At 67.0% G+C, this 21372-nt stretch carries 20 protein-coding genes; 10 read left to right on the forward strand and 10 right to left on the reverse strand.

Annotated elements, in window-relative coordinates; all coding sequences use genetic code 11:
- Positions 1 to 10: 10 nt before the first annotated feature.
- From ACEPA4_RS06990 to ACEPA4_RS07000, 3 genes are all read left to right on the forward strand, one after another.
- Positions 11 to 772, forward strand: coding sequence for a gamma-glutamyl-gamma-aminobutyrate hydrolase family protein (locus ACEPA4_RS06990; RefSeq protein ID WP_065177399.1), 762 nt, complete (start codon positions 11 to 13; stop codon positions 770 to 772).
- Positions 769 to 2166, forward strand: coding sequence for a glutamine synthetase family protein (locus tag ACEPA4_RS06995; RefSeq protein ID WP_005415923.1), 1398 nt, complete (start codon positions 769 to 771; stop codon positions 2164 to 2166). The genes ACEPA4_RS06990 and ACEPA4_RS06995 overlap by 4 nt, the downstream gene beginning before the upstream one ends.
- 91 nt (positions 2167 to 2257) lie before the next feature.
- Positions 2258 to 3367, forward strand: a complete 1110-nt coding sequence (locus tag ACEPA4_RS07000) for a polyamine ABC transporter substrate-binding protein (RefSeq protein ID WP_065186097.1) — start codon at positions 2258 to 2260, stop codon at positions 3365 to 3367.
- Here the strand turns inward: ACEPA4_RS07000 and ACEPA4_RS07005 are convergent.
- Complete coding sequence (locus tag ACEPA4_RS07005) at positions 3364 to 4791, reverse strand: NAD(P)/FAD-dependent oxidoreductase (RefSeq protein WP_262090865.1); 1428 nt, start codon at positions 4789 to 4791, stop codon at positions 3364 to 3366. The two genes, ACEPA4_RS07000 and ACEPA4_RS07005, sit on opposite strands and share 4 nt — an antisense overlap.
- 291 nt (positions 4792 to 5082) lie before the next feature.
- Here ACEPA4_RS07005 and ACEPA4_RS07010 point away from each other — a divergent pair, with 291 nt between their 5' ends.
- The 4 genes from ACEPA4_RS07010 to ACEPA4_RS07025 all read left to right on the forward strand — a co-directional run bounded on the left by ACEPA4_RS07010 (position 5083) and on the right by ACEPA4_RS07025 (position 9435).
- The gene (locus ACEPA4_RS07010) at positions 5083 to 6219 is read left to right on the forward strand and encodes an ABC transporter ATP-binding protein (protein ID WP_262090864.1); all 1137 of its coding nucleotides are present in this window, start codon (positions 5083 to 5085) and stop codon (positions 6217 to 6219) included.
- Complete coding sequence (locus tag ACEPA4_RS07015) at positions 6216 to 7148, forward strand: ABC transporter permease subunit (RefSeq protein ID WP_005415927.1); 933 nt, start codon at positions 6216 to 6218, stop codon at positions 7146 to 7148. The genes ACEPA4_RS07010 and ACEPA4_RS07015 overlap by 4 nt, the downstream gene beginning before the upstream one ends.
- The gene (locus ACEPA4_RS07020) at positions 7145 to 7987 is read left to right on the forward strand and encodes an ABC transporter permease subunit (protein WP_005415928.1); all 843 of its coding nucleotides are present in this window, start codon (positions 7145 to 7147) and stop codon (positions 7985 to 7987) included. Before ACEPA4_RS07015 ends, ACEPA4_RS07020 begins: the two co-directional genes overlap by 4 nt.
- 83 nt (positions 7988 to 8070) lie before the next feature.
- A complete protein-coding gene (locus ACEPA4_RS07025; RefSeq protein ID WP_005415929.1) occupies positions 8071 to 9435 on the forward strand; it encodes an NAD-dependent succinate-semialdehyde dehydrogenase in 1365 nt (454 codons plus the stop codon).
- A 112-nt stretch (positions 9436 to 9547) separates the two neighbouring features.
- Here the strand turns inward: ACEPA4_RS07025 and ACEPA4_RS07030 are convergent, their stop codons facing one another.
- The 7 genes from ACEPA4_RS07030 to ACEPA4_RS07060 form a co-directional block, all read right to left on the reverse strand.
- Positions 9548 to 10570, reverse strand: coding sequence for a magnesium and cobalt transport protein CorA (locus tag ACEPA4_RS07030; RefSeq protein WP_065186100.1), 1023 nt, complete (start codon positions 10568 to 10570; stop codon positions 9548 to 9550).
- Positions 10571 to 10576: 6 nt separating this feature from the next.
- The gene (locus ACEPA4_RS07035) at positions 10577 to 11827 is read right to left on the reverse strand and encodes a DUF4105 domain-containing protein (RefSeq protein ID WP_065177394.1); all 1251 of its coding nucleotides are present in this window, start codon (positions 11825 to 11827) and stop codon (positions 10577 to 10579) included.
- On the reverse strand, positions 11824 to 12705 hold the full coding sequence (locus tag ACEPA4_RS07040; protein ID WP_005408827.1) for an HlyC/CorC family transporter: 882 nt from the start codon (positions 12703 to 12705) through the stop codon (positions 11824 to 11826). Before ACEPA4_RS07040 ends, ACEPA4_RS07035 begins: the two co-directional genes overlap by 4 nt.
- 64 nt (positions 12706 to 12769) lie before the next feature.
- Entirely contained in the window at positions 12770 to 13336 is a 567-nt protein-coding gene (locus tag ACEPA4_RS07045) for a hypothetical protein (protein ID WP_005415933.1), read from the reverse strand.
- Positions 13337 to 13413: 77 nt separating this feature from the next.
- Positions 13414 to 14019 (reverse strand): hypothetical protein, encoded by a 606-nt coding sequence (locus tag ACEPA4_RS07050; RefSeq protein WP_065177392.1) that lies wholly within the window; start codon positions 14017 to 14019, stop codon positions 13414 to 13416.
- A gap of 47 nt (positions 14020 to 14066) precedes the next feature.
- Positions 14067 to 14552, reverse strand: coding sequence for an rRNA maturation RNase YbeY (gene ybeY / locus ACEPA4_RS07055; RefSeq protein ID WP_065177391.1), 486 nt, complete (start codon positions 14550 to 14552; stop codon positions 14067 to 14069).
- Entirely contained in the window at positions 14549 to 15535 is a 987-nt protein-coding gene (locus ACEPA4_RS07060; RefSeq protein ID WP_005415936.1) for a PhoH family protein, read from the reverse strand. Before ACEPA4_RS07060 ends, ybeY begins: the two co-directional genes overlap by 4 nt.
- Positions 15536 to 15976: 441 nt before the next feature.
- On the opposite strand from ACEPA4_RS07060, the gene ACEPA4_RS07065 reads away from it, so the two are divergent.
- From ACEPA4_RS07065 to ACEPA4_RS07075, 3 genes are read left to right on the forward strand one after another with little or no spacing between them, the layout of a single operon-like run.
- Positions 15977 to 16933 (forward strand): HlyD family secretion protein, encoded by a 957-nt coding sequence (locus tag ACEPA4_RS07065; protein WP_065186102.1) that lies wholly within the window; start codon positions 15977 to 15979, stop codon positions 16931 to 16933.
- 20 nt (positions 16934 to 16953) lie between these two features.
- Positions 16954 to 17877 (forward strand): ABC transporter ATP-binding protein, encoded by a 924-nt coding sequence (locus ACEPA4_RS07070; protein WP_065186103.1) that lies wholly within the window; start codon positions 16954 to 16956, stop codon positions 17875 to 17877.
- Entirely contained in the window at positions 17874 to 18986 is a 1113-nt protein-coding gene (locus tag ACEPA4_RS07075) for an ABC transporter permease (protein ID WP_065186104.1), read from the forward strand. Before ACEPA4_RS07070 ends, ACEPA4_RS07075 begins: the two co-directional genes overlap by 4 nt.
- A gap of 78 nt (positions 18987 to 19064) precedes the next feature.
- Here ACEPA4_RS07075 and miaB read toward each other — a convergent pair whose 3' ends face one another.
- Both miaB and ACEPA4_RS07085 read right to left on the reverse strand, forming a co-directional pair.
- Positions 19065 to 20483, reverse strand: coding sequence for a tRNA (N6-isopentenyl adenosine(37)-C2)-methylthiotransferase MiaB (miaB, locus tag ACEPA4_RS07080; protein ID WP_049435924.1), 1419 nt, complete (start codon positions 20481 to 20483; stop codon positions 19065 to 19067).
- A gap of 191 nt (positions 20484 to 20674) precedes the next feature.
- Positions 20675 to 21295 carry a glutathione S-transferase family protein gene (locus ACEPA4_RS07085; protein WP_005415942.1) on the reverse strand — a complete coding sequence of 207 codons (621 nt, stop codon included), beginning with the start codon at positions 21293 to 21295 and terminating at the stop codon, positions 20675 to 20677.
- Positions 21296 to 21372: the final 77 nt, after the last annotated feature.

The following is a 21372-nucleotide window of genomic DNA, read 5'->3' on the forward strand; positions in this document are numbered from 1 at the left end:
GAGTGTCCCCATGCGCCGCCTGCCCTGGGTGGGCCTGCCCACCGACAGCACCGTGCTCGGCCACCACCGTTTCGCGGTGGCCGGCGAGAAGTACGTGCGCGCGCTGGCCGAGGCGGCCGAGGTGACCCCGGTGGTGTTGCCGAGCCTGCAGCCACCGTTGCCGACCAGCGACTGGCTGCTTGGGCTCGATGGCCTGCTGTTGACCGGCGCGGTCAGCAATATCGAACCTCAGCACTACGAGGGTGGCCGCAGTTGGCCAGGCAATCCGCATGATCCGGCCCGGGATGCCAATGCCTTTGCGTTGCTGCACGAAGCGCTGGCGCTGGACCTGCCGGTGCTGGCGATCTGTCGCGGTTTCCAGGAATTGAACGTCGCGCTGGGTGGCAGCCTGCATCCGCAGGTGCATGCGGTGCCCGGCCTGGCCGACCATCGCGAAGACCCGCAGGCGCCGGTGGAAGTGCAGTATGGGCCGGCCCATGCGGTGACCCTGGCCACCGATGGCTGGCTGGCGCAGTGGCACGGCAGTGGCCGCGCGCAGGTCAATTCGGTGCACGGACAGGGCATCGCCCGCCTCGCGCAGGGCCTGCAGGTCGAGGCCATGGCCGATGACGGACTGGTCGAGGCAGCGCGCAGCCTGCACCATGGATTTGTGCTCGGCGTACAGTGGCATCCGGAGTGGCGTGTCACGCAGACGCCGTTCTATCACGCTATTTTCCGTGCGTTCGGCCAAGCTTGCCGGCAGCACCAACAGAACCGACTGGATTCCCGATGAGTTCCCGAACGCGCCCGCGCAAGACGGCCACGCCCCCCGCACCGCAGGAAAGCAGCCTGCTGCGCTGGCTGAAGGAGCGGCGCATCACCGAGGTGGAATGCCTGGTGCCGGACATCACCGGCAACGCCCGCGGCAAGATCATTCCTGCCGACAAGTTCTCGCACGATTACGGCACGCGCCTGCCGGAAGGCATCTTCGCCACCACCGTCACCGGCGAGTTCCCTGACGATTACTACGACCTGACCTCGCCGTCGGACTCGGACATGATGCTGCGGCCCGATCCGGATACGGTGCGCATGGTGCCGTGGGCAGCCGATGCCACCGCGCAGGTCATCCACGATTGCTACACCAAGAGCGGCGAACCGCACGAGCTTGCGCCGCGCAACGTGCTGCGCCGCGTACTGGCGGCTTATGCGGAACTGGGCCTGCGCCCGGTGGTGGCGCCGGAGCTGGAGTTCTTCCTGGTGCAGAAGAACACCGACCCGGACTTCCCGCTGCTGCCACCGGCCGGTCGCTCGGGGCGCCCGGAGACCGCGCGGCAGTCGTACTCGATCGACGCGGTCAACGAGTTCGACCCGATCCTCGACCTGATGTACGACTACGCCGATGCGATGAAGCTGGACGTGGACACGCTGATCCACGAATCCGGCGCAGCACAGCTGGAGGTGAACTTCACCCATGCCGATGCGATGGACCTGGCCGACCAGGTGTTCCTGTTCAAGCGCACCATGCGCGAGGCGGCGATGCGCCACGGGGTGTACGCCACGTTCCTGGCCAAGCCCATGGAGAACGAGCCCGGTAGTGCCATGCACATCCACCAGAGCCTGGTGCGGGTGAGCGATGGCAGCAATGTGTTCGCTGGCGAGACCGATGCTGAGGGTGAGTTCAGCCCGGTGTTCGGCCACTACCTGGGCGGTCTGCAGAAGTACGCGCCGCAGGCGATGGCGTTCTTCGCGCCGAACGTGAATTCCTACCGGCGCCTGGTGTTCGGCGAGGTCTCGCCGAGCAACGTGCACTGGGGTTTCGACAACCGTACCTGCGGCCTGCGCGTGCCGCTGGATACACCGGAAAACATGCGCGTGGAGAGCCGGTTCGCTGGTTCCGACGCCAATCCGTACCTGGCAATGGCGGCCACCCTGGCCTGCGGCCTGCTCGGCATCCGCGAGCGGCTGGCGCCGGACGCGCCGGTGACCGGCAGCGCGAAGGAACTGGGCTACAACCTGCCGCGCTCGCTGGGCGAGGCGCTGGACGGGCTGGAGCAGTGCAGCGAGCTCCAGGCCCTGCTGGGCGAGCGTTTCTGCCGCGCCTACATCTCGGTCAAGCGCAAGGAATACGAGACCTTTTTCCGCGTCATCAGCTCGTGGGAGCGCGAGTTCCTGCTGCTGAACGTCTGAGCATCTGGAATAGAAAAATCCGCCGCCGGGGGGTAGGCTGGCACCCGTCGCCGGCCCCGCCGGCCCCCCTTCCCGCATTCTGGAGCACCCGATGAAGCTGCGTATCCTCACGCTCGGCCTGGCCTCCGCCATGCTTGCCGCCTGTGGCGGTGGCAACGGCGGCGCGCAGGACAGCCAGGTCCTGAACGTCTACAACTACAGCGATTACATCGCCGAGGACACCATTCCGACCTTCGAGAAGGAGAGCGGCATCAGGGTGACCTACGATGTGTTCGACAGCGATGAGATGGTCGAGACCAAGCTGCTGGCCGGCAACAGCGGCTACGACGTGGTGGTGCCGACCCTGAACTTCTTCGGCCGCCAGATCCAGGCCGGCGTGTTCCTGCCGCTGGACAAGAGCAAGATCCCGAACCTGGCCAACCTCGATCCGGCGGTGATGAAGCGCATCGCCACCCAGGACCCGGGCAACCAGTACGGCGTGCCGTACATGATCGGCACCACCGGCATCGGCTACAACGTGGACATGCTGAAGCAGCGCTTCGGCGGCAGCACCGATATCGCCAACAGCTGGGACCTGGTGTTCAAGCCGGAGAACATCAGCAAGATGAAGGACTGCGGCGTGACCATCCTGGACACGCCGGCCGACATGATCCCGATCGCGCTGCATTACCTGGGCCTGGATCCGCACAGCGGCGACCCGGCCGAACTGCAGAAGGCGGCCGACCTGCTGAAGTCGATCCGCCCGTATGTGCAGAATTTCCACTCCTCGCAGTACGTCGGTTCGCTGGCCAATGGCGGCACCTGCCTGGTGGTCGGCTGGTCGGGTGACATCATCCAGGCCCGCGACCGCGCCGAGGAAGCCAGCAATGGCGTGCACGTGGCTTATTCGATCCCGAAGGAAGGTGCGCCGCAGTGGTTCGACATGCTGGCGATCCCGAAGGACGCCAAGCACCCGGAAGCGGCTTACAGGTTCATCAACTATCTGCTGGAACCGAAGGTCGCCGCGGCCAACACCAACTTCATCCACTACGCCAACCCGATCCCGGCCGCGACACCGCTGGTGGACGAGGCGATCCGCACCGACCCGACGATCTATCCGCCGGCTGACGTGGCCGAGAAGATGTTCACCTACTCGATCAACACGCCGGAGACCGACAAGCTCTACACCCGGCTGTGGACCGAGGTGAAGACCGGCCGTTAAGCGGGTCTGGCGCCGCCGGGCGTTGCCCGGCGGCCGCCTTGCTTCACCGTGCCGGAATCGGTACCGCCGCCCTCGCCAAGGTGCCTCAGGATGGCCGGCAGCAGGTCGCGTGCATCGCGGCCGCCGTTGCACAGGAACGACGAACTCATCCGCTGCAGGTTGTGCATGCCGATGAAGAACAAGCCCGGTTGCGGGGAAACGCCAAACTCGCCCAGCGGATAGCCGTGGGCATCCAGCGCGCCCTGCACATCGAGCCAGGGCCACTCGGCGACGAAACCGGTGGCCAGCACCACCGAGCGGATGTCTGTGGACGGCAGATCCAGCTCGCACGGGGACGGTTCCGGCTCCCAGTGCAAGTAGACCTCTTCGGGAATGTAGCGGGCATCGTCGGTGCGCGGTTCGGGCCGCGTGGCGTAGTACGCGCTGGCCAGCGAATCGAGATAGGCATACTCGGCCCGCGTCGCTTTGATCGCGGCGCGAAGTTGCGGGCGGACATCGGCGAAGCGGGCGGTGTTCCCATTGAATTCCTGCAACGGGCCCAGCAACCTGATGCCTGCACGGTGCATCGCCAGCAGGCTGATCGAACTGCCCAGGCCGGCGCCTCCCTTGCCGGAAATCAGGGGGAACTCCGCGGTGCGGGCCTTGCGCAGCGCGTCCGGCTCGCCTGCCAGTACGGCCGCCGATTGGCTTACGTGTTGATGGATGCGCCCGGCCATGTCCCACCAGGTCATCGAGTCCTTGCCGCGCAGCCGACGGGTGTGCGAATGACGCTCGGCCAATGACCAGTACACGCTGCGACCACCGTCGCGCAGGTCCTGGGCGATCTGCGCGCCGGACTGGCCGCCGCCGATGACCAGCACCGCGCCCTCGGGTAGCTGGCCGGGACCGCGGTACTCGCTGGAGTGCAGCATGGTGAGGCCTGCTGCGGGCGCGAACGGGGCCCGGGGCAACCGCGCCCGGCGGTATTCACCGGTGGCAACCACCACCGCCTGGGCATGGATCAGTCCCCGGCTGCTGTCGATGGCATAGCCACCGGACTCGGGCCCGACCCGATGGACCACGCACCCTTCGCTGATCGGCAACGAGCGCTCGTCGGCATAGTCGCGCAGCCGTCGGATCACTTCCGGGGCCCCCATGAACCCTTCCGGGTCATCCCCGGCATAGGCATGGCCATGCAGGGCCATGGTCGCGTTGGCGGTGTTGGTCTGGAACGAATCCCAGCGTCGCCGCCAACTGGCACCCACGGTTTCGGCCTCCAGCACGCGATGCTCGACGCCGGCCTCCTGCAGGAGCGCGCTGAGCGACAACCCGGCCTGGCCGGCGCCGATGATGACCAGCGGCAGCCGTGCAGGCAGGCAGCCCGGCAGGCGGGGCGGGAAAGGGGAGGGGCTGTCCGGGGAAATCACCAGGGTCGGTCCATGCAAGGCCTAGATCCGGGGCATTGCGCGGGGAATGTCCCGGGCTTTCAATGGATCCCGCTCTGAAAAATGTTGCAGATCGGGCCGCCGCCCGTGGTGTCTGGCCGGGACGGCCGTCCGGGCGTCGAGGAGACCCCGGGCCTCCCGGCGCACAGGCCACCATGGCGGGGGAAAACCGACACACCTCGGGAGGCCTGGGCGCGCCAGCGGCCGCTTCCACCCACTGCCGTCATATCCCCTTCGGCCCCCGGCCGTTAGAATGGCCGCCGCTGTCCACCGCCCGCTCCCGGAGCCCCCATGCCCGTTGAAGCCCAGCCGGTAGCCGCCGTCGTCGACACGACCGGTGCGCCCGGCTATCTCTCCATTCGTGATCTGCGCAAGGAATTCGACGGATTCGTCGCCGTCGACGACGTCAACCTGGACGTGCGCAAGGGCGAGATCTTTGCCCTGCTCGGTGGCTCCGGCAGTGGTAAATCGACCCTGCTGCGCTGCCTGGGTGGCTTCGAGACGCCCACCAAGGGCAGCATCACCGTCGATGGCCAGCGCCTGGACGCGCTGCCACCGTACCAGCGGCCGGTCAACATGATGTTCCAGTCCTATGCCCTGTTCCCGCACATGACGGTCGAGCAGAACATCGCCTTCGGCCTGAAGCAGGATGGCCTGGGCAAGGACGCGATCAGCAAGCGCGTCGGCGAGATGCTCGACCTGGTGCAGATGGGCCACCTGGGCAAACGCAAGCCGCACCAGCTGTCCGGTGGCCAGCAGCAACGCGTGGCGCTGGCGCGGTCGCTGGCCAAGGGGCCGAAGCTGCTGCTGCTGGACGAACCGATGGGCGCGCTGGACAAGAAGCTGCGCTCGAAGATGCAGCTGGAACTGGTCAGCATCATCGAATCGTCGGGCGTGACCTGCGTGATGGTCACCCACGACCAGGAAGAAGCGATGACCATGGCCACCCGCATCGCGGTGATGGATGCCGGCTGGATCCAGCAGGTCGGCAAGCCGGACGAGGTCTATGAGCAGCCCGCCAACCGCTTCGTCGCCGAGTTCATCGGTTCGGTCAACCTGTTTGACGGGGTGATCGACGAGGACCTGCCCGAGTACGTGACCGTGCGCTCGCCGCTGTTCCCGGCGCCGATCTACATTGCCCATGGCATCACCTGCTATGAAGGGCAGCCGGTCGCGTTCGCGCTGCGCCCGGAGAAGGTGATGATCGGCAAGGACGAGCCGGAAGGGCACACCAACAAGGCGCAGGGCGTGATCGAGGACATCGCCTACTTCGGCAGCCACTCGGTCTATCACGTGCGCCTGCCCAGCGGCGCCAAGGTGCTGGCCAACTTCGCCAACTCGCAGCGCTGGGCCAGTGATGGCTTCACCTGGGGCGACGAGGTGTGGGTGCACTGGCGCGACAACGACGGCGTGGTGCTCACCTCATGAGCGTCGCCGGCCTGAAGCGCTGGCTGCCGGGGCTGCGTGCCACGGTGATCGGCATTCCGTACCTGTGGCTGCTGCTGTTCTTCGCAGTGCCGTTCCTGATCGTGCTGATGATCAGTTTCTCGCTCAGCCGGGTCGGCTCGCCGCCGTATACCTGGCTGCTGCAGTACGTGGACGGCGGGTTCTCGCTGAAGCTGAACCTGGAGAATTACCTGGCGCTGTTCCGCGATTCGATCTATGCGCAGGCCTTCCTGAGCTCGATCAGGATCGCGGCCATCTCCACCTTCCTGACTCTGCTGATCGGCTACCCGATGGCCTATGCCATCGCCCGCCTGTCGCCGGCCGCACGCAACGTGGCGATGATGCTGGTGGTGCTGCCGTCGTGGACCTCGTTCCTGATCCGCGTGTATGCGTGGAAGGCGATCCTGGACCGCAACGGCCTGCTCGACCAGTTCCTGCAGTTCACCGGCCTGCAGGCGCTGATGACGTCGATGGGGCTGCCGAAACTGCAGTTGATCGATACGCCGACCGCGGCCTACATCGGCATCGTCTACTGCTACCTGCCGTTCATGGTGCTGCCGCTGTACGCCAACCTGGTCAAGCATGACCACCGCCTGCTGGAAGCGGCCTACGACCTGGGGGCCAAACCATGGCAGGCCTTCCTCCGCATCACCCTGCCGCTGTCGAAGGCCGGCATCATCGCCGGCTGCATGCTGGTGATGATCCCGGCAGTGGGTGAATTCGTGATTCCGGAAATGCTGGGTGGCTCGGAGACGCTGATGGTCGGCCGCCAGCTGTGGAACGAGTTCTTCAACAACCGCAACTGGCCGGGTGCCTCGGCGATGGCGGTGGCGATGATCCTGTTGCTGCTGGTGCCGATCCTGCTGTTCAACCGTTCCCAGCAGCGCCTGCTGGAAGGGAAGCAGGCATGAGCCCGCGTACCGCCAAGGGCCTGGGGCTGGGCGTGCTGCTGCTGGGCTTCGCCTTCCTGTACCTGCCGATCCTGCTGTTGATGTTCTATTCGTTCAACAGCTCGCGGCTGGCGATGGTCTGGGCCGGGTTTTCCACCCGCGCCTACAGTGACCTGTTCGCCGACCGCGCGCTGATGGATGCGATGTGGACCAGCCTGGTGGTGGCGTTCTGGACCGCCTGTACCGCCACCGTGCTGGGCACGCTGGCGGCGATGGTGATGACCCGCTTCAAGCGCTTCCGTGGCAAGCCGCTGTTCGGTGCGCTGGTCACCGCGCCGCTGGTGATGCCGGATGTGATCCTGGGCTTCTCGCTGATGGCGCTGCTGGCCTCGATGGGCGCGATTCCGGGCTTCCCGGCGCGCGGCCTGGCCACCATCTGGATCGCGCACGTCACCTTCACCCTGTGCTTCGTCACCGTGGTGGTGTCTTCGCGCCTGCAGGAAATGGACCTGTCGCTGGAAGAAGCCGCGATGGACCTCGGGGCCAGCCGGCTGACCGTGTTCACCCGCATCACCCTGCCGATCATCGCGCCGGCGCTGGTGGCGGGCTGGCTGCTGGCGTTCACCCTGTCGCTGGATGACGTGGTGGTGGCCAGCTTCGTCGCCACGCCGGGCTCGACCACGCTGCCGATGAAGGTGTTCGCATCGGTGCGCATGGGCATCAGCCCGAAGATCAATGCACTGGCCACGCTGCTGGTGTCGGCGGTATCGATCGCCGCGGTGATCGGCTGGTACATCAATGCCCGCGCCGAGAAGCGGCGCCAGCGCGACCTGCAGCTGGCGCGGCAGGACAACGGCTGAGTACACGATCCGTCCACTGTGCCGGCAACACCCGGCTCACGGCCGGCGGCGCACAATGGGGGTCTTCCAGATGGAGATTCCCCATGACCGTCGAGATCGTCGACCCGGCCACCGGCCAGGTGACCTACCGCCATGAACTGATGGGCGCTGCCGACATCGAGCAGCGCCTGCAGGCCGCCGCCGATGCGTTCCCCGGCTGGGCCGAGCGTTCGCTGCAGGAACGCGGCGCGATCCTGCGCCAGATCGCGGCGCAGCTGCGCACGCGCCGCGACGACCTGCAGCAGGCGATGACCCACGAGATGGGCAAGCTCAAGGCCGAAGCGCTGGCCGAGGTCGACAAGTGCGCGGCGGCCTGCGAGTACTACGCCGACCATGCGGCCGACTATCTGAAGCCGCAGCTGATCGACACCGAAGCCCAGCGCAGCTACGTGCGCTACGAGCCGATCGGCTGCGTGTTCGCGGTGATGCCGTGGAATTTCCCGATCTGGCAGGTGTTCCGCTTCCTCGCACCGGCGTTCATGGCCGGCAACGTGGCCCTGCTCAAGCACGCCAGCAACGTGCCGCAGTGTGCCGACCTGATCCTGGCGGTGTGCCGTGATGGCGGCCTGCCGGACGGCGTGTTCGACGTGCTGCACATCGACAACGACCAGGCCGCCGACGTGCTGCGCGACGCACGGGTGAAGGCGGTGACGCTGACCGGCAGCGAGCGGGCAGGGCGCTCGATCGCCTCCAACGCCGGCAGCCAATTGAAGAAGTCGGTGATGGAGCTGGGTGGCAGCGATGCCTTCGTGGTGCTCGACGATGCCGACCTCGGCAAGACGGTTGCGGCAGCGGTGAAGTCGCGCTTCGACAACAGCGGGCAGACCTGCATCGCGGCCAAGCGGTTCATCGTGGTCGAGGCGGTAGCCGATGAATTCACCCGCCGCTTCGTTGAAGCTGCGGCCGAGCGCCAGTACGGCGACCCCGATGAGCGGGGCACCACGCTGGCGCCGATGGCCCGTGCCGATCTGCGCGATGAACTGCACAAGCAGGTACAGGCCAGCGTGGCCAAGGGTGCGCGGGTGCTGATAGGCGGTGAGCCGATTGCCGGCACCCATGCCGGCTATCCGGCCACGGTGCTCGACCAGGTCGGCCCGGGCATGCCGGCCTACGACGAGGAACTGTTCGGTCCGGTGGCTGCGGTGATCCGGGTCGCTGATGAGAGCGAGGCACTGCGCGTGGCCAACGACACGCGCTTCGGCCTGGGCGGCAGTGTGTGGACGCGCGATCCGGTGCGCGGCGAAGCCTTCGCGCAACGCATGGAATGCGGTGCGGCCTTCGTCAATGCCATCGTCAAAAGCGATGCGCGGCTGCCGTTCGGCGGCAGCAAGCAGTCTGGCTTTGGCCGGGAACTGGCCGACCACGGCATCCATGAGTTCATGAACATCAAGACCGTTTACGTGGCTTGATGGATCATGCAATGCGCCACGACCAACGGTCGTGGCCTACCAGTCTGGTGGGTATCGACCGTTGGTCGATATGTCCCCGGTTTTGTGGGTATCGACCGCGGGTCGATACGCTCTACAGCCAGCCCGAACGCTTGAACAACCGGTACAGGCCCACGCAGACGCCGCCCACACCAACGATCATCAGTGGGTAGGCCCACGGTTGGCTCAGCTCCGGCATGTGGCTGAAGTTCATCCCGTACCAGCTGGTGATCAGCGTCGGTGCCGCCAGCAGCGCGGCCCACGCACCGAGGCGCTTGACCGTCTCGCCCTGCGCCAGCGTCACCAGCGACAGGTTCACGCTGAGCGCGGTGCCCAGCATCTCGCGCAGGGTGTCGATCACATCGCTGATGCGTACCGCGTGGTCGTGCACGTCACGGATGTACAGCTTCACTTCGTCCGGAACCAGCTCGCCCTGGTAACGGCGCAGCTGGGCCAGCACATCCTGCAGCGGCGCCACCGCCATCCGCATCTTGTTCAGTTCGCGCTTGAGCTCGTACAGGCGCACCACGGTGCTGCGCTTGTAGTTCTCGGCGAAGATGTCCTTTTCCAGCAGGTCCAGGGTGTCGCGGAAGCGGTGCACGATCGGCAGGTAATTGTCGACCACGAAGTCGGTCACCGCGTACAGGCAGTACGACGGGCCCATCTTCAGCAGCTGCGGCTCACGCTCGACCCGAGCACGTACCGGCGCGTAGGACAGCGAGGCGCCGTGGCGCACCGTCACCAGGAAGCGCGGGCCGAGGAAGGCATGGGTTTCGCCATACTGGATGCGCTCGTCGACCATCTGCGCGGTGGTGACCACCACGAACATCGAATTGCCGTAGGTCTCGACCTTGGGCCGCTGGTGCGCGTTGCGCGCATCCTCGATGGCCAGGTCGTGCAGGCAGAATTCTTCCTGCAGTTTCAGCAGCACATCGTCGTTGGGATCGTACAGGCCGACCCAGACGAAGCCATTGCCACTGGCGATGACATCGCTGATGGCGTCCAGGCTGATATCGTGGCGTATGCCCTCGTCATCATAGTGGACGCAGTTGATGACGCAGGCGGGGTTGGCTGAAGCAGGGGCGGAAGCGGAGGCGGGCAATGACATGCCCGCCATCGTGCGTCAGCGCCGTGTTTCGGACAAGTGAGGACGGCGCCCCAACACCCAGGCCAGTGCCGCGTGCACGGGCAACAGCAGTACGATCCACTGCACGTTGTACTGGGCCTGCAGGCTCAGCCAGTGCAGCACCAGCGCGGCCACGGCCTGTACCGCCAGCAGCCACAGCACGATCCTGAACATGCGCCCCGGCACGCGCCGGCGCAGCAGGCTGATTGCTCCGGGCAGCAGCAGCACGGCCAGCGGCGAAAGCAGCAGCAGGTTGCGGTTGGCCCAGGCGGCGTAGTGGGTGCTGAAGCCCCACAGGAACACCAGCAGGCTGCCGGCGACGGCGCACAACAGCCAGAACGGCAGGGCCAGCCCAGCCAGCAGGCGCGGCCGGTTGCGCAGCGCCAGCACGCCGCCGGCCACGACCAGACCAAGCAGCAGCCACGGCCACCAACGACGCGCGAACTCCTTCGGCTCCGGATCAATGCGGTGCGGCAGCAGTTCCTGTTCGGACTGCACCAGCGGCCGGCCATCACTGTTGCGTGCCTGGCGCAGCGCATCGGCCAAGCGCATCGGCACGAATGCTTCCTGCCAGCGCGACAGCGGCTGGTCGGCGAACGGCCCCAGGCCGACATCGAAGCCCAGCCACATCCACGGGGCGGGCGAGGCCAGGCGCACCGACTCGCTGCGGTAGGTGTTGCCGCGCGAACGCCCCGACAACTGCGACTGCAGGCCACCGCCCAGTGCCTTGTCCACCGTGTCGCGTACCATCGTGGCGCAGTTGGCGGTGTAGTAATCGTAGTGGTAGCGCGCGTTTTCCGGCTTGGCCCGCTCGGCCAGGTCAGCGGCCAGGGAACGCGCCTGTTCGGGGCGCAGGTCCAGCCACTGCACGCTGGCACCGCGGCCGGTCTCGTCGTAGTACGACAGGTCCTGCTGCAGCGGCAGCGCCACCAGGTAATACATCATGTCGCCGCGCACGAAGCGGCTGATGAAGTCGTCCTCGGACGGATCGAAGTAGCCGAAGTTGTATGAGGTCGCTTCGCCACTGGCCGGATCGACCACGACGATGGCGTCATGGCCGAAGCGTTCGAAGAAAACCGTGCCCGGCTGCATGGTCACCACGCCGATGCGCGGGGCCGGGGCCTCCGCGTTGGCGGTGGCCGGTGCGGGCACGGCTGCCGCCGGCTGCGCGAAGGCCGCCAGCGGCAGGGCCATGGCCAGCACCCACAGTGCCAGCCACACCATGAGGATCAGGCCGCGGCGCTTCAAGCGTCGTCCTGCGCGTCCGGCGGCAGCACGGTCACGTGGAAGGCCTGAACCCGGCGCGCATCGGCGCGGGCCACGCGGAACATGAAGCGGTCCAGTGCCAGCTCATCGCCGACTTCCGGAAGGTGGCCCACGGCCTCGGTGACCAGGCCACCGATGGTGTCGTAGTCCTCGTCGGAGAACGTCGCGCCGAAGCGCTCGTTGAAGTCGCCGATCGGGGTCAGCGCGTCGACCACGTACTGGCCGTCGGACTGGATGGCGATCTGCGCGGACGGATCCTCGGCCTCGTCGTGCTCGTCGTCGATCTCGCCGACGATCTGCTCCAGCACGTCCTCGATGGTGACCAGACCGGCAACGCCGCCGTACTCGTCGACCACGATGGCCATGTGGTTGCGCGACAGGCGGAACTCCTTCAGAAGCACGTTCAGCTTCTTCGCCTCCGGGATCAGCACCGCCGGGCGCAGCAGCTCGCGCACGTTGGCCGGGCCGTTGTCGGCGACCACGCCGCGCAGCAGGTCCTTGGCCAGCAGGATGCCAAGGATGTCGTCCTTGTTCTCGCCGTGCACCGGGAAGCGCGAATGGCCCGATTCGACCACCTGCTTCATCAGTTCCAGGAAGGGCGCTTCGACCGGCAGCGAGACCATCTGCGAGCGCGAGATCATCACGTCGCCCACGGTCAGCTCGGCCACCGAAATGGCGCCTTCCATCATCTTCAGGGTATCGGCGGCGATCAGACCCTCTTCCTGCGCGGTGTGCAGGACAGCGACCAGCTCGTCGCGGGTGTGGGGTTCGCCGGAGAAGGCCGAGGTCAGGCGTTCAAGCCAACCGCGCTTCTTTTCACTGTGCTCCGCAGGGGAGCTACTACTGTCGTCTTCTGACATCTCTGGAAAAAAGGCACCCGGCAGGCCGGGCGTTGGCCCAAGTCTAGCAGGATGTGGCGGCCTGTCAGTGACCGTCGCTGCCCGGTCCGGTGATCGGCGGCGGGGCCAGTTCAGGCCGGGCAGGGGCTTCTTCTTCAGGCAGGTCCAGGCTGTAGGTACAGCCGGCCAGGGTCTTGCCCGGATGGGAGGCCACGGTGGAGACGCTGAGAATGATCGACTCGATCTGGGCCTCGCCGCTCTTCGGGTCGGTCACGTCGCGGCTGACCAGCTCGCGGCCGGCCATGAACTTGCCGTCCTGGTCGTAGCCGGTCTCCAGCGCCAGGCGTTTGGCCAACGGCCGCGGGTCAGCCTGGTCGAGGATCGCCATGATGCTGGAGCCGGCCACGGCGACCCGTTCGGTGCGGTCGCCGAACACGCTGATCGGCTGGGCCAGTCGGTACTCGCTCATGAACTGGTTGCCCTGGGGCAGCGGCTGCAGGCCGTGGGCGACGGCCTTCAGCGGATCAGCCAGCAGCGGTGCCAGTGCAGCGTGATCGGCTACGCCCTGGCGGCATTCGATCAGCGCCGGCAGGTCCAAGGCAGCGGCCGGGGCGGACGCGACGAGCAGCAGGGGCAGGACAATACGCAGCACGGGCACTGGATCCGCAACGGAAGGCAGGCCGGTGATCGTACCGGTCCCGGTCGGCTATCGCGAGCGTCTCTACGCAGTCAGGGAGATTGCAGGTGCGATGCCGCTGGGTACCAGCGCAGCCTGACCGGGTAGCCCAGCAGCGCCTGCAGGTGGTCGCGCACGGTCGCCGCCGTTGCGCGCGCGCCAGCGGTATCCCGGAGTTCCAGCTCCAGTTCACCGGTCATGACGTCCAGGCCATAGCCGGTCAGGCCGGGCAGCTGCGGGATGAACCAGCCCTGCTGCGCCTGAAGACGGCGCTGCATCTCCGCTTCGGTCATTGAAGCGCCGATGATGTAGCGCACGCGTTGCGGGCCGTCCGCCCCTGGATGGGTCTCATCGGCCGCAGGTGCCGGCCCAGTCAGTCGCACGACGACGTTCCACCCCGTCGCATTGTCCACCCACATACCGGCCAGGCGTGCCGCGTGGCGCGCCCTCAAGCGTTCCATCAACGCGTGCTGCTGCGCCTCGGCGACCGCCTGGCGGGCCGTCTGCTGGCTGACGTCAAAGAAGGCCTGCACCTCGGCGACTTTGGCGGCAATGTCGGCGGCGCTGTCGCTGGCCGGGAACGGCGACGGTCGTTCCCGGTCGGGGTCGATGCCCGGGGCAGTGGTTACCTGCAGAAGAGCGGCAATGAGTGCGGGCAACAGCGCGATGGGGGTGTCCTCTGTGATGAACCCGGTATGCGTGGCCGTCAGCGCTCGCCGGCGTAGGGATCGGCGATGCCGAGCTCGGCCAGGATCTCGCGCTCCAGCTGTTCCATTGCGTCGGCTTCCTTGTCGTCCTCGTGGTCCCAGCCAAGCAGGTGCAGCACGCCGTGCACGGTCAGGTGCGCGTAATGTGCGTTGAGCGCCTTGCCCTGTTCGTCGGCTTCGCGGGCCACCACCGGTGCGCAGATCACCAGGTCGCCGAGCAATGGAAACTTGACGCCCTTGGGCAGGCCTTCGGGCACGTCGGCCGGGAAGCTGAGCACGTTGGTGGCGTAGTCCTTGCCACGGTAATGGCGGTTCAGCGACTGCCCCTCCTTGGCATCGACCACGCGGATGGCCAGGTCGGCCTCACGGATGCGGCCCTTCAACGCAGCGGCCACCCACTTGCGGAAGCTCACTGCGGCCGGCAGCCCGGTACGCGGCAGGGCATAACTGACGGCGACGTCCAGTCGCACGGGACCACGGGTCATGGCGTTGCTCCAGGCTGGATCTGATGCAGGTCGCGGCGGTCGTAGGCGCTGACGATGCGCGCCACCAGCGGATGCCGGACCACGTCGCGGGATTCGAAGAAGGTGAAGCTGACGCCCTCGACCTCGCGCAGCACATCGATCGCGTCGCGCAGGCCGGACTTCACGTGCTTGGGCAGGTCGGTCTGGGTCAGGTCACCGGTGACCACCGCCGTGGAGCCGTAGCCCAGGCGGGTCAGGAACATCTTCATCTGTTCGATGGTGGTGTTCTGCGCCTCGTCCAGGATCACGAACGCATCGTTGAGCGTGCGGCCGCGCATGTAGGCCAGCGGCGCGATCTCGATGACGTTCTTCTCCAGCAGCTTGACCACCTTCTCCACGCCCATCATCTCGTACAGGGCGTCGTACAGCGGTCGCAGGTACGGGTCGACCTTCTGGCTCAGGTCGCCGGGCAGGAAGCCCAGCTTCTCGCCGGCTTCCACCGCCGGGCGCACCAGGATCAGGCGCTGCACCCGTGACTCGTTCAGTGCTTCGACCGCGCTGGCCACGGCCAGGAAGGTCTTGCCGGTTCCGGCCGGGCCGATGCCGAAGTTGATGTCATGCGTGGCGATCTGGTGCAGGTAGCGGCCCTGGTTGGCGCCGCGGCCACGTACCGTGCCACGCTTGACCTTGATTGCCACGTCCTGCGCTTCGTAGGAGCGTTCGGCGATCTGCTCGACGTTGGCCTGCGCCAGGCGCAGGTGGATGGCGTGATTGTCGAAGGTGGTTTCGCCGGCTTCGGCGTACAGCGCTTCAACCAGCTTCTGCGCCTCGACGATGGCTTCGTTGGGCCCGCTGATGCGGAACACGAAGCCACGATTGGCGATCTCCACGCCGAGCTTCAGCTCGATCTGGCGCAGGTGCCCGTCGAAGGGGCCGCACAGGTTGGCCAGTCGCTCGTTGTCTTCCGGCGACAGGGTGAAGTCTCGATGATCGATGCTTTTCATTGCTTGGGGTGGGGCGGGGTCGCCGTCCACCACGATGGACTCGGGGTGACAAGGTTACGCGCGTACCGGGCATGCGGCCAGCGGCGGGCCGATACGCGGTTTTCCACACCCGGTGTGGACGGAGGGCGCGAAAAGCTGTGGATAGGCCTTCGCAGTGCTTGTGCCACAAGGCGTATGAGGCGGTGGTGAAAAAACCGTCACGGTCGGCCGGGTCCTGTGACGGCAGCGCATCTTCCGCTGCCAGGCAGCCAGTACGGCCGCCCCCGTCCGGTTCTCCACACCGGCTGTGGAATGATGCTGAATCAAGCTGTGGATAGGTGGCGAGGAACCTTGCAGCAAAAGGCTCGCCCGTACGTGGCGAAAAAACCGTCAGGGCTGATCGGAATCATTGAGGGTGCACGGGGCAGGTGGCACCGTGTCGCCGTCGCAGGAGGGGATGGCATGGGCATCGGTAACGGGATGCGTGGACTCGGGCTGGCGGGCATCGGCCTGCTGGCGGGCTGTGGGCAGTCAACGCCAACGGCGCTGGGCACGCTGGAGTGGGACCGGATCACGGTGCCGGCGCCGGCGGCCGAGGTGATCGCCACGGTGGAGGTGCGCGAGGGCCAGCGGGTCAAGGCCGGGGCCGTGCTGATGCAGCTCGATCCCGCCCGCGGCGACGCGCAGTTCGCGGCGGCGCAGGCCGACACGGCGCGCGCGCAGGCCCAGCTGGAAGAGCTGAAGCTCGGCCCTCGCCAGGAACAGATCGCACAGGCCCAGGCACAACTGGCCGCGTTGCGCGCGCAGTCTTCTGAAGCCACTGCCTACTATCGTCGGGTGCAGCCATTGGCACGCCAGCGCCTGATCGCCGCCGCCGAGCTGGACCGTGCACGGGCGGCCGCCGGCCATGCCGCGGCCAGCGCGCGTGCCGCCGAGCAGGCCTGGCTGGAACGGGTGCACGGCAGTCGCGCGCAGGACATCGCCCAGGGCCAGGCGGCCGCCGACGCCGCACAGGCGCAGCAGGTGGTGCAGGGCGTCAACCTGCAGAAGCTGCAGCTGCGCGCACCGCGCGATGGCGTGATCGATGCCTTGCCCTACCGGCAGGGTGACCAGGCACCGATCGGGGCGCCGCTGGCGGTGATGCTGGTCGGCGAGCGCCCCTATGCGCGCGTCTACCTGCCACAGCCGCTGCGCCTGCAGGTCAAGGTCGGTCAGCCAGCGCAGATACAGCTGGAGGGAGGGGGCACCGTACTGAAGGGCCATGTGCGCGCGATCCGCAGCGAGCCTTCATTCACCCCGTACTACGCACTGACCGGCGATGACGTCGAGCGCCTGAGCTACCTCGCCGAGATCGACGTGGATGCAGCCAGCGACATGCAGAAGCTTCCGGCCGGACTGCCGGTGCAGGTGCGCTTCTGAACACCGGTGCGGACATCGCGGTGCATGCGCAGGGCCTGACTCGCCGCTTCGGTGAACTGCTGGCCGTGGACAAGGTCGACCTGACCGTCCCGCGCGGGCAGGTGTACGGCTTCCTGGGCCCGAACGGGTCAGGCAAGTCGACCACCATCCGCATGCTGTGCGGCCTGCTGGAACCCAGTGCGGGGCAGATCGAGGTGCTGGGCCTGGCGGTTCCCGAGCAGGCCGAAGCACTGCGCCGGCGCATCGGCTACATGACCCAGCGCTTCTCGCTGTACGAAGACCTGTCGGTACGCGAGAACCTGGAATTCCTCGCCGCCATCCAGGACCTGCCGCGCAACCAGGCCCGGCAACGGGTCGATGCGCTGCTGCAGCAGTACCGGTTGCAGGACCGGCAGTCGCAGCTGGCCGGTACGCTCAGCGGCGGGCAGAAGCAGCGCCTGGCCCTGGCCGGCGCCGTGGTGCATTCGCCCGAACTGCTGTTCCTGGATGAGCCGACCAGCGCGGTCGACCCGGAATCGCGCCGCGACTTCTGGGAGGCCCTGTTCGAACTGGCCGACGCGGGAACCACGGTGCTGGTGTCGACCCATTACATGGACGAAGCCGAGCGCTGCCATCGCCTGGCGATCCTTGATCGCGGCGCACTGGTGGCCGACGGCACGCCGGCCGAGCTCTGTTCACGGCTGCAAGGACGCACGCTGCAGGTCACGTCATCGCAGCCACGCCAGGCCAGCCGCGTGCTGGCCGAGCTGCCCGGCGTGCTGAGCGTGGCGCAGATCGGCACCCATCTGCGTGTGCTGTGCAATGAGGGAGCGGCGGACATCGCAGTGCTGGGCCGTGCGCTGGCCAGTGCTGACCCGCAGGCCAGCATCGAGAAGGTGGCGCCGAACCTGGAAGACGTGTTCGTGGCCGCCACCCGTGGCCGTGGCAGGGAGCCAGCGGCATGAACCTGCGCAGGCTGTGGGCGATCATGCTCAAGGAGCTGCGGCAGCTGCGCCGCGACCGCATCACGCTGGCGATGATCGTCGGCATTCCGGTGATGCAACTGCTGCTGTTCGGGTATGCGATCAACCTCAACCTGCGCCACCTCGATGCGGGTATCGCCGACCAGGCCAACAGCGCCGCCTCACGCGCGCTGGTGCAGGTCATGGTCGCCACCGGCGTGATCACGCCACGCAGCGAGGCCTACACGCCGGACCAGCTGATGCAGGCGCTGCGCCGCGGCGAGATCAGCGTCGGCATCGTGGTGCCGGCCGACTTCGAGCGTCGCCGCTTCGATGGACGCGAAGCGGTACAGGTGCTGGTCGATGGCAGCGACACCGTGGTGCAAAGTGCGGCGATCCAGCTGGCGCAGGTGCCACTGGATACGCGCCCGACCAGCAATACGCGGCCGCTGCGCGAAGGCAGCATTGCCGGTGGCCAGGTCAGCGTGACCAGTTTCTACAACCCGCAACGGCGCTCGGCGGTGAACATCGTGCCCGGCCTGATCGGGGTGATCCTGACCATGACCCTGGTGATGTTCACGGCGGTGGCGGTGGTGCGCGAACGCGAGCGCGGCAACATGGAACTGCTGATCGCCACGCCGGTATCGCGCAGCGAACTGATGGTCGGCAAGGTGCTGCCCTATGCAGCGATCGGTCTGCTGCAGACCACGCTGGTGCTGGTGCTGGGCACCTGGCTGTTCCAGGTGCCGATTCGCGGCAGCCTGCTCGACATCTACCTGGCCGCGGTGCTGCTGGTGCTGGCCAACCTGGCGCTGGGCCTGCTGATCTCCACGCGCGCGCGTTCGCAGTTCCAGGCGATGCAGATGACCCTGTTCCTGTTCCTGCCGTCGATCCTGCTGTCGGGCTTCATGTTCCCGTTCGCCGGCATGCCGCGGACGGTGCAGTGGCTGGCCGAAGTGCTGCCGCTGACCCACTTCCTGCGCCTGGTGCGCGGCATCATGCTGCGCGGCGCCTCGCTGTGGGAGCTGTGGCACGACGCACTGGCGCTGCTGGCCTTCATCGTGGTGATGATGACCCTGGCGATCCTGCGTTTCCGCAAGCGCCTGGATTGAGGCCTGTCATTCGGTAGTGCCGGCCGCTGGCCGGCATCATTTCCGGTGGGCGCCGACCGTTGTCGGCACACCCGGACCTTATTCCGCCACCACCCGTGCGCGCAGCGAATTGGTCAGCGCTTCGGTGATCACCACATCCACGAACTGCCCGATCAGGCGCGCAGGCGCCGGGAAATTCACCGACCGCATGTTCTCGGTCTTGCCGGTCAGCTCGTTCGGGTTCTTGCGCGACGGCCCTTCCACCAGCACGGTCTGCACGGTACCGACCATCTTCTCCGAGATGCTGGCGGCGTGCGCATTGATGCGCTCCTGCAGGCGCGACAGGCGCGCATGCTTCTCGGCATCGCTGATCGTGTCCTCCAGATCGGCCGCCGGCGTACCCGGTCGACGCGAATAGATGAAGGAGAAACTGTGGTCGAAGCCGATGTCCTCGATCAGCTTCATGGTCTTCTCGAAGTCGGCATCGGTCTCGCCGGGGAAGCCGACGATGAAGTCCGAGCTGATTGAAATGTCCGGGCGCACCGCGCGCAGCTTGCGGATCTTCGACTTGAATTCCAGCGCGGTGTAGCCGCGCTTCATCGCCGACAGCACGCGGTCGCTGCCGGCCTGCACCGGCAGGTGCAGGAAGTTGGCCAGCTGCGGAACGTCGCGGAACGCATCGATCAGCGAATCGCTGAACTCGAGCGGGTGCGAGGTGGTGAAGCGGATGCGGCCGACCCCATCGATCTCGGCGATGGTGCGGATCAGCAGGCCGAGGTCGGCAAACTCACCGTCTCCATACGGGCCGCGATAGGCGTTGACGTTCTGGCCGAGCAGGTTGATCTCGCGCACGCCCTGCGCGGCGAGCTGCGCCACTTCCACCACCACGTCCTCGAACGGGCGGCTGACTTCGGTGCCGCGGGTGTAAGGCACCACGCAGAACGAGCAGTACTTGGAACAGCCTTCCATGATCGACACGAACGCCGAGGCACCTTCGGCGCGTGGCTCGGGCAGGCGGTCGAACTTCTCGATCTCGGGGAAGCTGATGTCCACCTGCGGGCGCTTCTGCTCGCGGCGTGCGCGGATCAGTTCCGGCAGGCGATGCAGGGTCTGCGGACCGAACACAAGGTCCACGAACGGGGCGCGCTTGATGATCGCTTCGCCTTCCTGCGAGGCAACGCAGCCGCCCACGCCGATGATGACCTCGCGGCCCTTGTTCTTCAGGCCCTTCCACACGCCGAGTTGGCTGAACACCTTCTCCTGCGCCTTCTCGCGGATGGAGCAGGTGTTGACCAGGATGACGTCGGCGTCGTCCGGGCTGTCGGTCAGTTCCAGGCCATCGCTGGCGGCAAGCACGTCGGCCATCTTGGCCGAGTCGTACTCGTTCATCTGGCAACCGTGGGTCTTGATGTACAGCTTGCCCTTGACCTGGTCAGGCTTGCGCGGACCAGCGGGCAGGGCAACGAGCGGGGTACCGCCCGGCGTGGCGGGCGGAAAGACGTCTGGCGTCCCGGTCATGGCGCTTAATCCATTCGGGTGGCGGGAAAGCGGGCAATTCTACCCGCATCCCGCGCCAGCCGCCGCGCCCTTGTAGAGCCGAGCCCACGCTCGGCTGGCTTCAGTAGAGCCAGGCCATGCCAGGCTGCTGCCCCATGGGAAGCGGGAAGAGCAGCCGAGCGCGGGCTCGGCTCTACAAGGGGGGGGGCTGCTTACGCGGCCGCCAGCTCCGCATCGATCTGCCGCGAACGGTCGAAGGCGGTCATCGCGCTCATCCGTGCGATGTAATCAGCCGTGGCCGGCGCAGGCTGCACCAGGCCGAAGGCCGTGGTCCAGGCCAGCGCATTGCCCCACAGCACGTCGGCGGCACTCATCGTCTCGCCGAGCAGGTACGGGCCCTGCGCCAGCTGGGCCTCGACCACCTGCAGCACGGTCTCGGCGTCGTTGTACGGCGACATCAGGCGCGGCGGCGGCTCGCGGTGCATCGCCTTGTCGATCATCGCCGGCTCGAAACAGGCACCGTAGAAGGCCATCCAGCGCAGGTAGGGGCCGCGCAGGGCGTCGCCGATCGGCGGGGCCAGCCCGGCCTCCGGATACAGGTCGGCCAGGTACAGATAAATGGCGACCTGCTCGGTCACCAGTGCGCCGTTGTGGACGATGGCCGGCACCTTGCCCATCGGGTTGATGGCCAGATAGGCCGGGGCCAGGTTGGCACCGGCCTTCAGGTCCAGCACCTGCATGCGGTAGTCGGCACCCAGCGCTTCGAGCAGGGCCACGGCGCCGCTCGAACGGGATCTGGCGGCGTGGTACAGGGTGATCTGGCGTGAGTTCATGGCATTGCTCCTTGCGGTGGGTGGGTGAACTGGAAGCCATCCTGAGGCACTATTGCGGACGACTTCTGTCCTCGATT

This window comes from Stenotrophomonas sp. P2112 (genome assembly GCF_041897515.1).
Taxonomy (GTDB): Bacteria; Pseudomonadota; Gammaproteobacteria; order Xanthomonadales; family Xanthomonadaceae; genus Stenotrophomonas; species Stenotrophomonas sepilia.

What these genes read in the sequence shown, in the direction of transcription:
- ACEPA4_RS06990 (WP_065177399.1), top strand. Translation starts at nt 11, where the DNA reads ATGCGCCGCCTGCCCTGGGTGGGCCTGCCCACCGACAGCACCGTGCTC.
- ACEPA4_RS06995 (WP_005415923.1), top strand. Translation starts at nt 769, where the DNA reads ATGAGTTCCCGAACGCGCCCGCGCAAGACGGCCACGCCCCCCGCACCG.
- ACEPA4_RS07000 (WP_065186097.1), top strand. Translation starts at nt 2,258, where the DNA reads ATGAAGCTGCGTATCCTCACGCTCGGCCTGGCCTCCGCCATGCTTGCC.
- ACEPA4_RS07010 (WP_262090864.1), top strand. Translation starts at nt 5,083, where the DNA reads ATGCCCGTTGAAGCCCAGCCGGTAGCCGCCGTCGTCGACACGACCGGT.
- ACEPA4_RS07015 (WP_005415927.1), top strand. Translation starts at nt 6,216, where the DNA reads ATGAGCGTCGCCGGCCTGAAGCGCTGGCTGCCGGGGCTGCGTGCCACG.
- ACEPA4_RS07020 (WP_005415928.1), top strand. Translation starts at nt 7,145, where the DNA reads ATGAGCCCGCGTACCGCCAAGGGCCTGGGGCTGGGCGTGCTGCTGCTG.
- ACEPA4_RS07025 (WP_005415929.1), top strand. Translation starts at nt 8,071, where the DNA reads ATGACCGTCGAGATCGTCGACCCGGCCACCGGCCAGGTGACCTACCGC.
- ACEPA4_RS07030 (WP_065186100.1), bottom strand. Translation starts at nt 10,570, where the DNA reads ATGGCGGGCATGTCATTGCCCGCCTCCGCTTCCGCCCCTGCTTCAGCC.
- ACEPA4_RS07040 (WP_005408827.1), bottom strand. Translation starts at nt 12,705, where the DNA reads ATGTCAGAAGACGACAGTAGTAGCTCCCCTGCGGAGCACAGTGAAAAG.
- ybeY (WP_065177391.1), bottom strand. Translation starts at nt 14,552, where the DNA reads ATGACCCGTGGTCCCGTGCGACTGGACGTCGCCGTCAGTTATGCCCTG.
- ACEPA4_RS07060 (WP_005415936.1), bottom strand. Translation starts at nt 15,535, where the DNA reads ATGAAAAGCATCGATCATCGAGACTTCACCCTGTCGCCGGAAGACAAC.
- ACEPA4_RS07065 (WP_065186102.1), top strand. Translation starts at nt 15,977, where the DNA reads ATGGGCATCGGTAACGGGATGCGTGGACTCGGGCTGGCGGGCATCGGC.
- ACEPA4_RS07075 (WP_065186104.1), top strand. Translation starts at nt 17,874, where the DNA reads ATGAACCTGCGCAGGCTGTGGGCGATCATGCTCAAGGAGCTGCGGCAG.
- miaB (WP_049435924.1), bottom strand. Translation starts at nt 20,483, where the DNA reads ATGACCGGGACGCCAGACGTCTTTCCGCCCGCCACGCCGGGCGGTACC.
- ACEPA4_RS07085 (WP_005415942.1), bottom strand. Translation starts at nt 21,295, where the DNA reads ATGAACTCACGCCAGATCACCCTGTACCACGCCGCCAGATCCCGTTCG.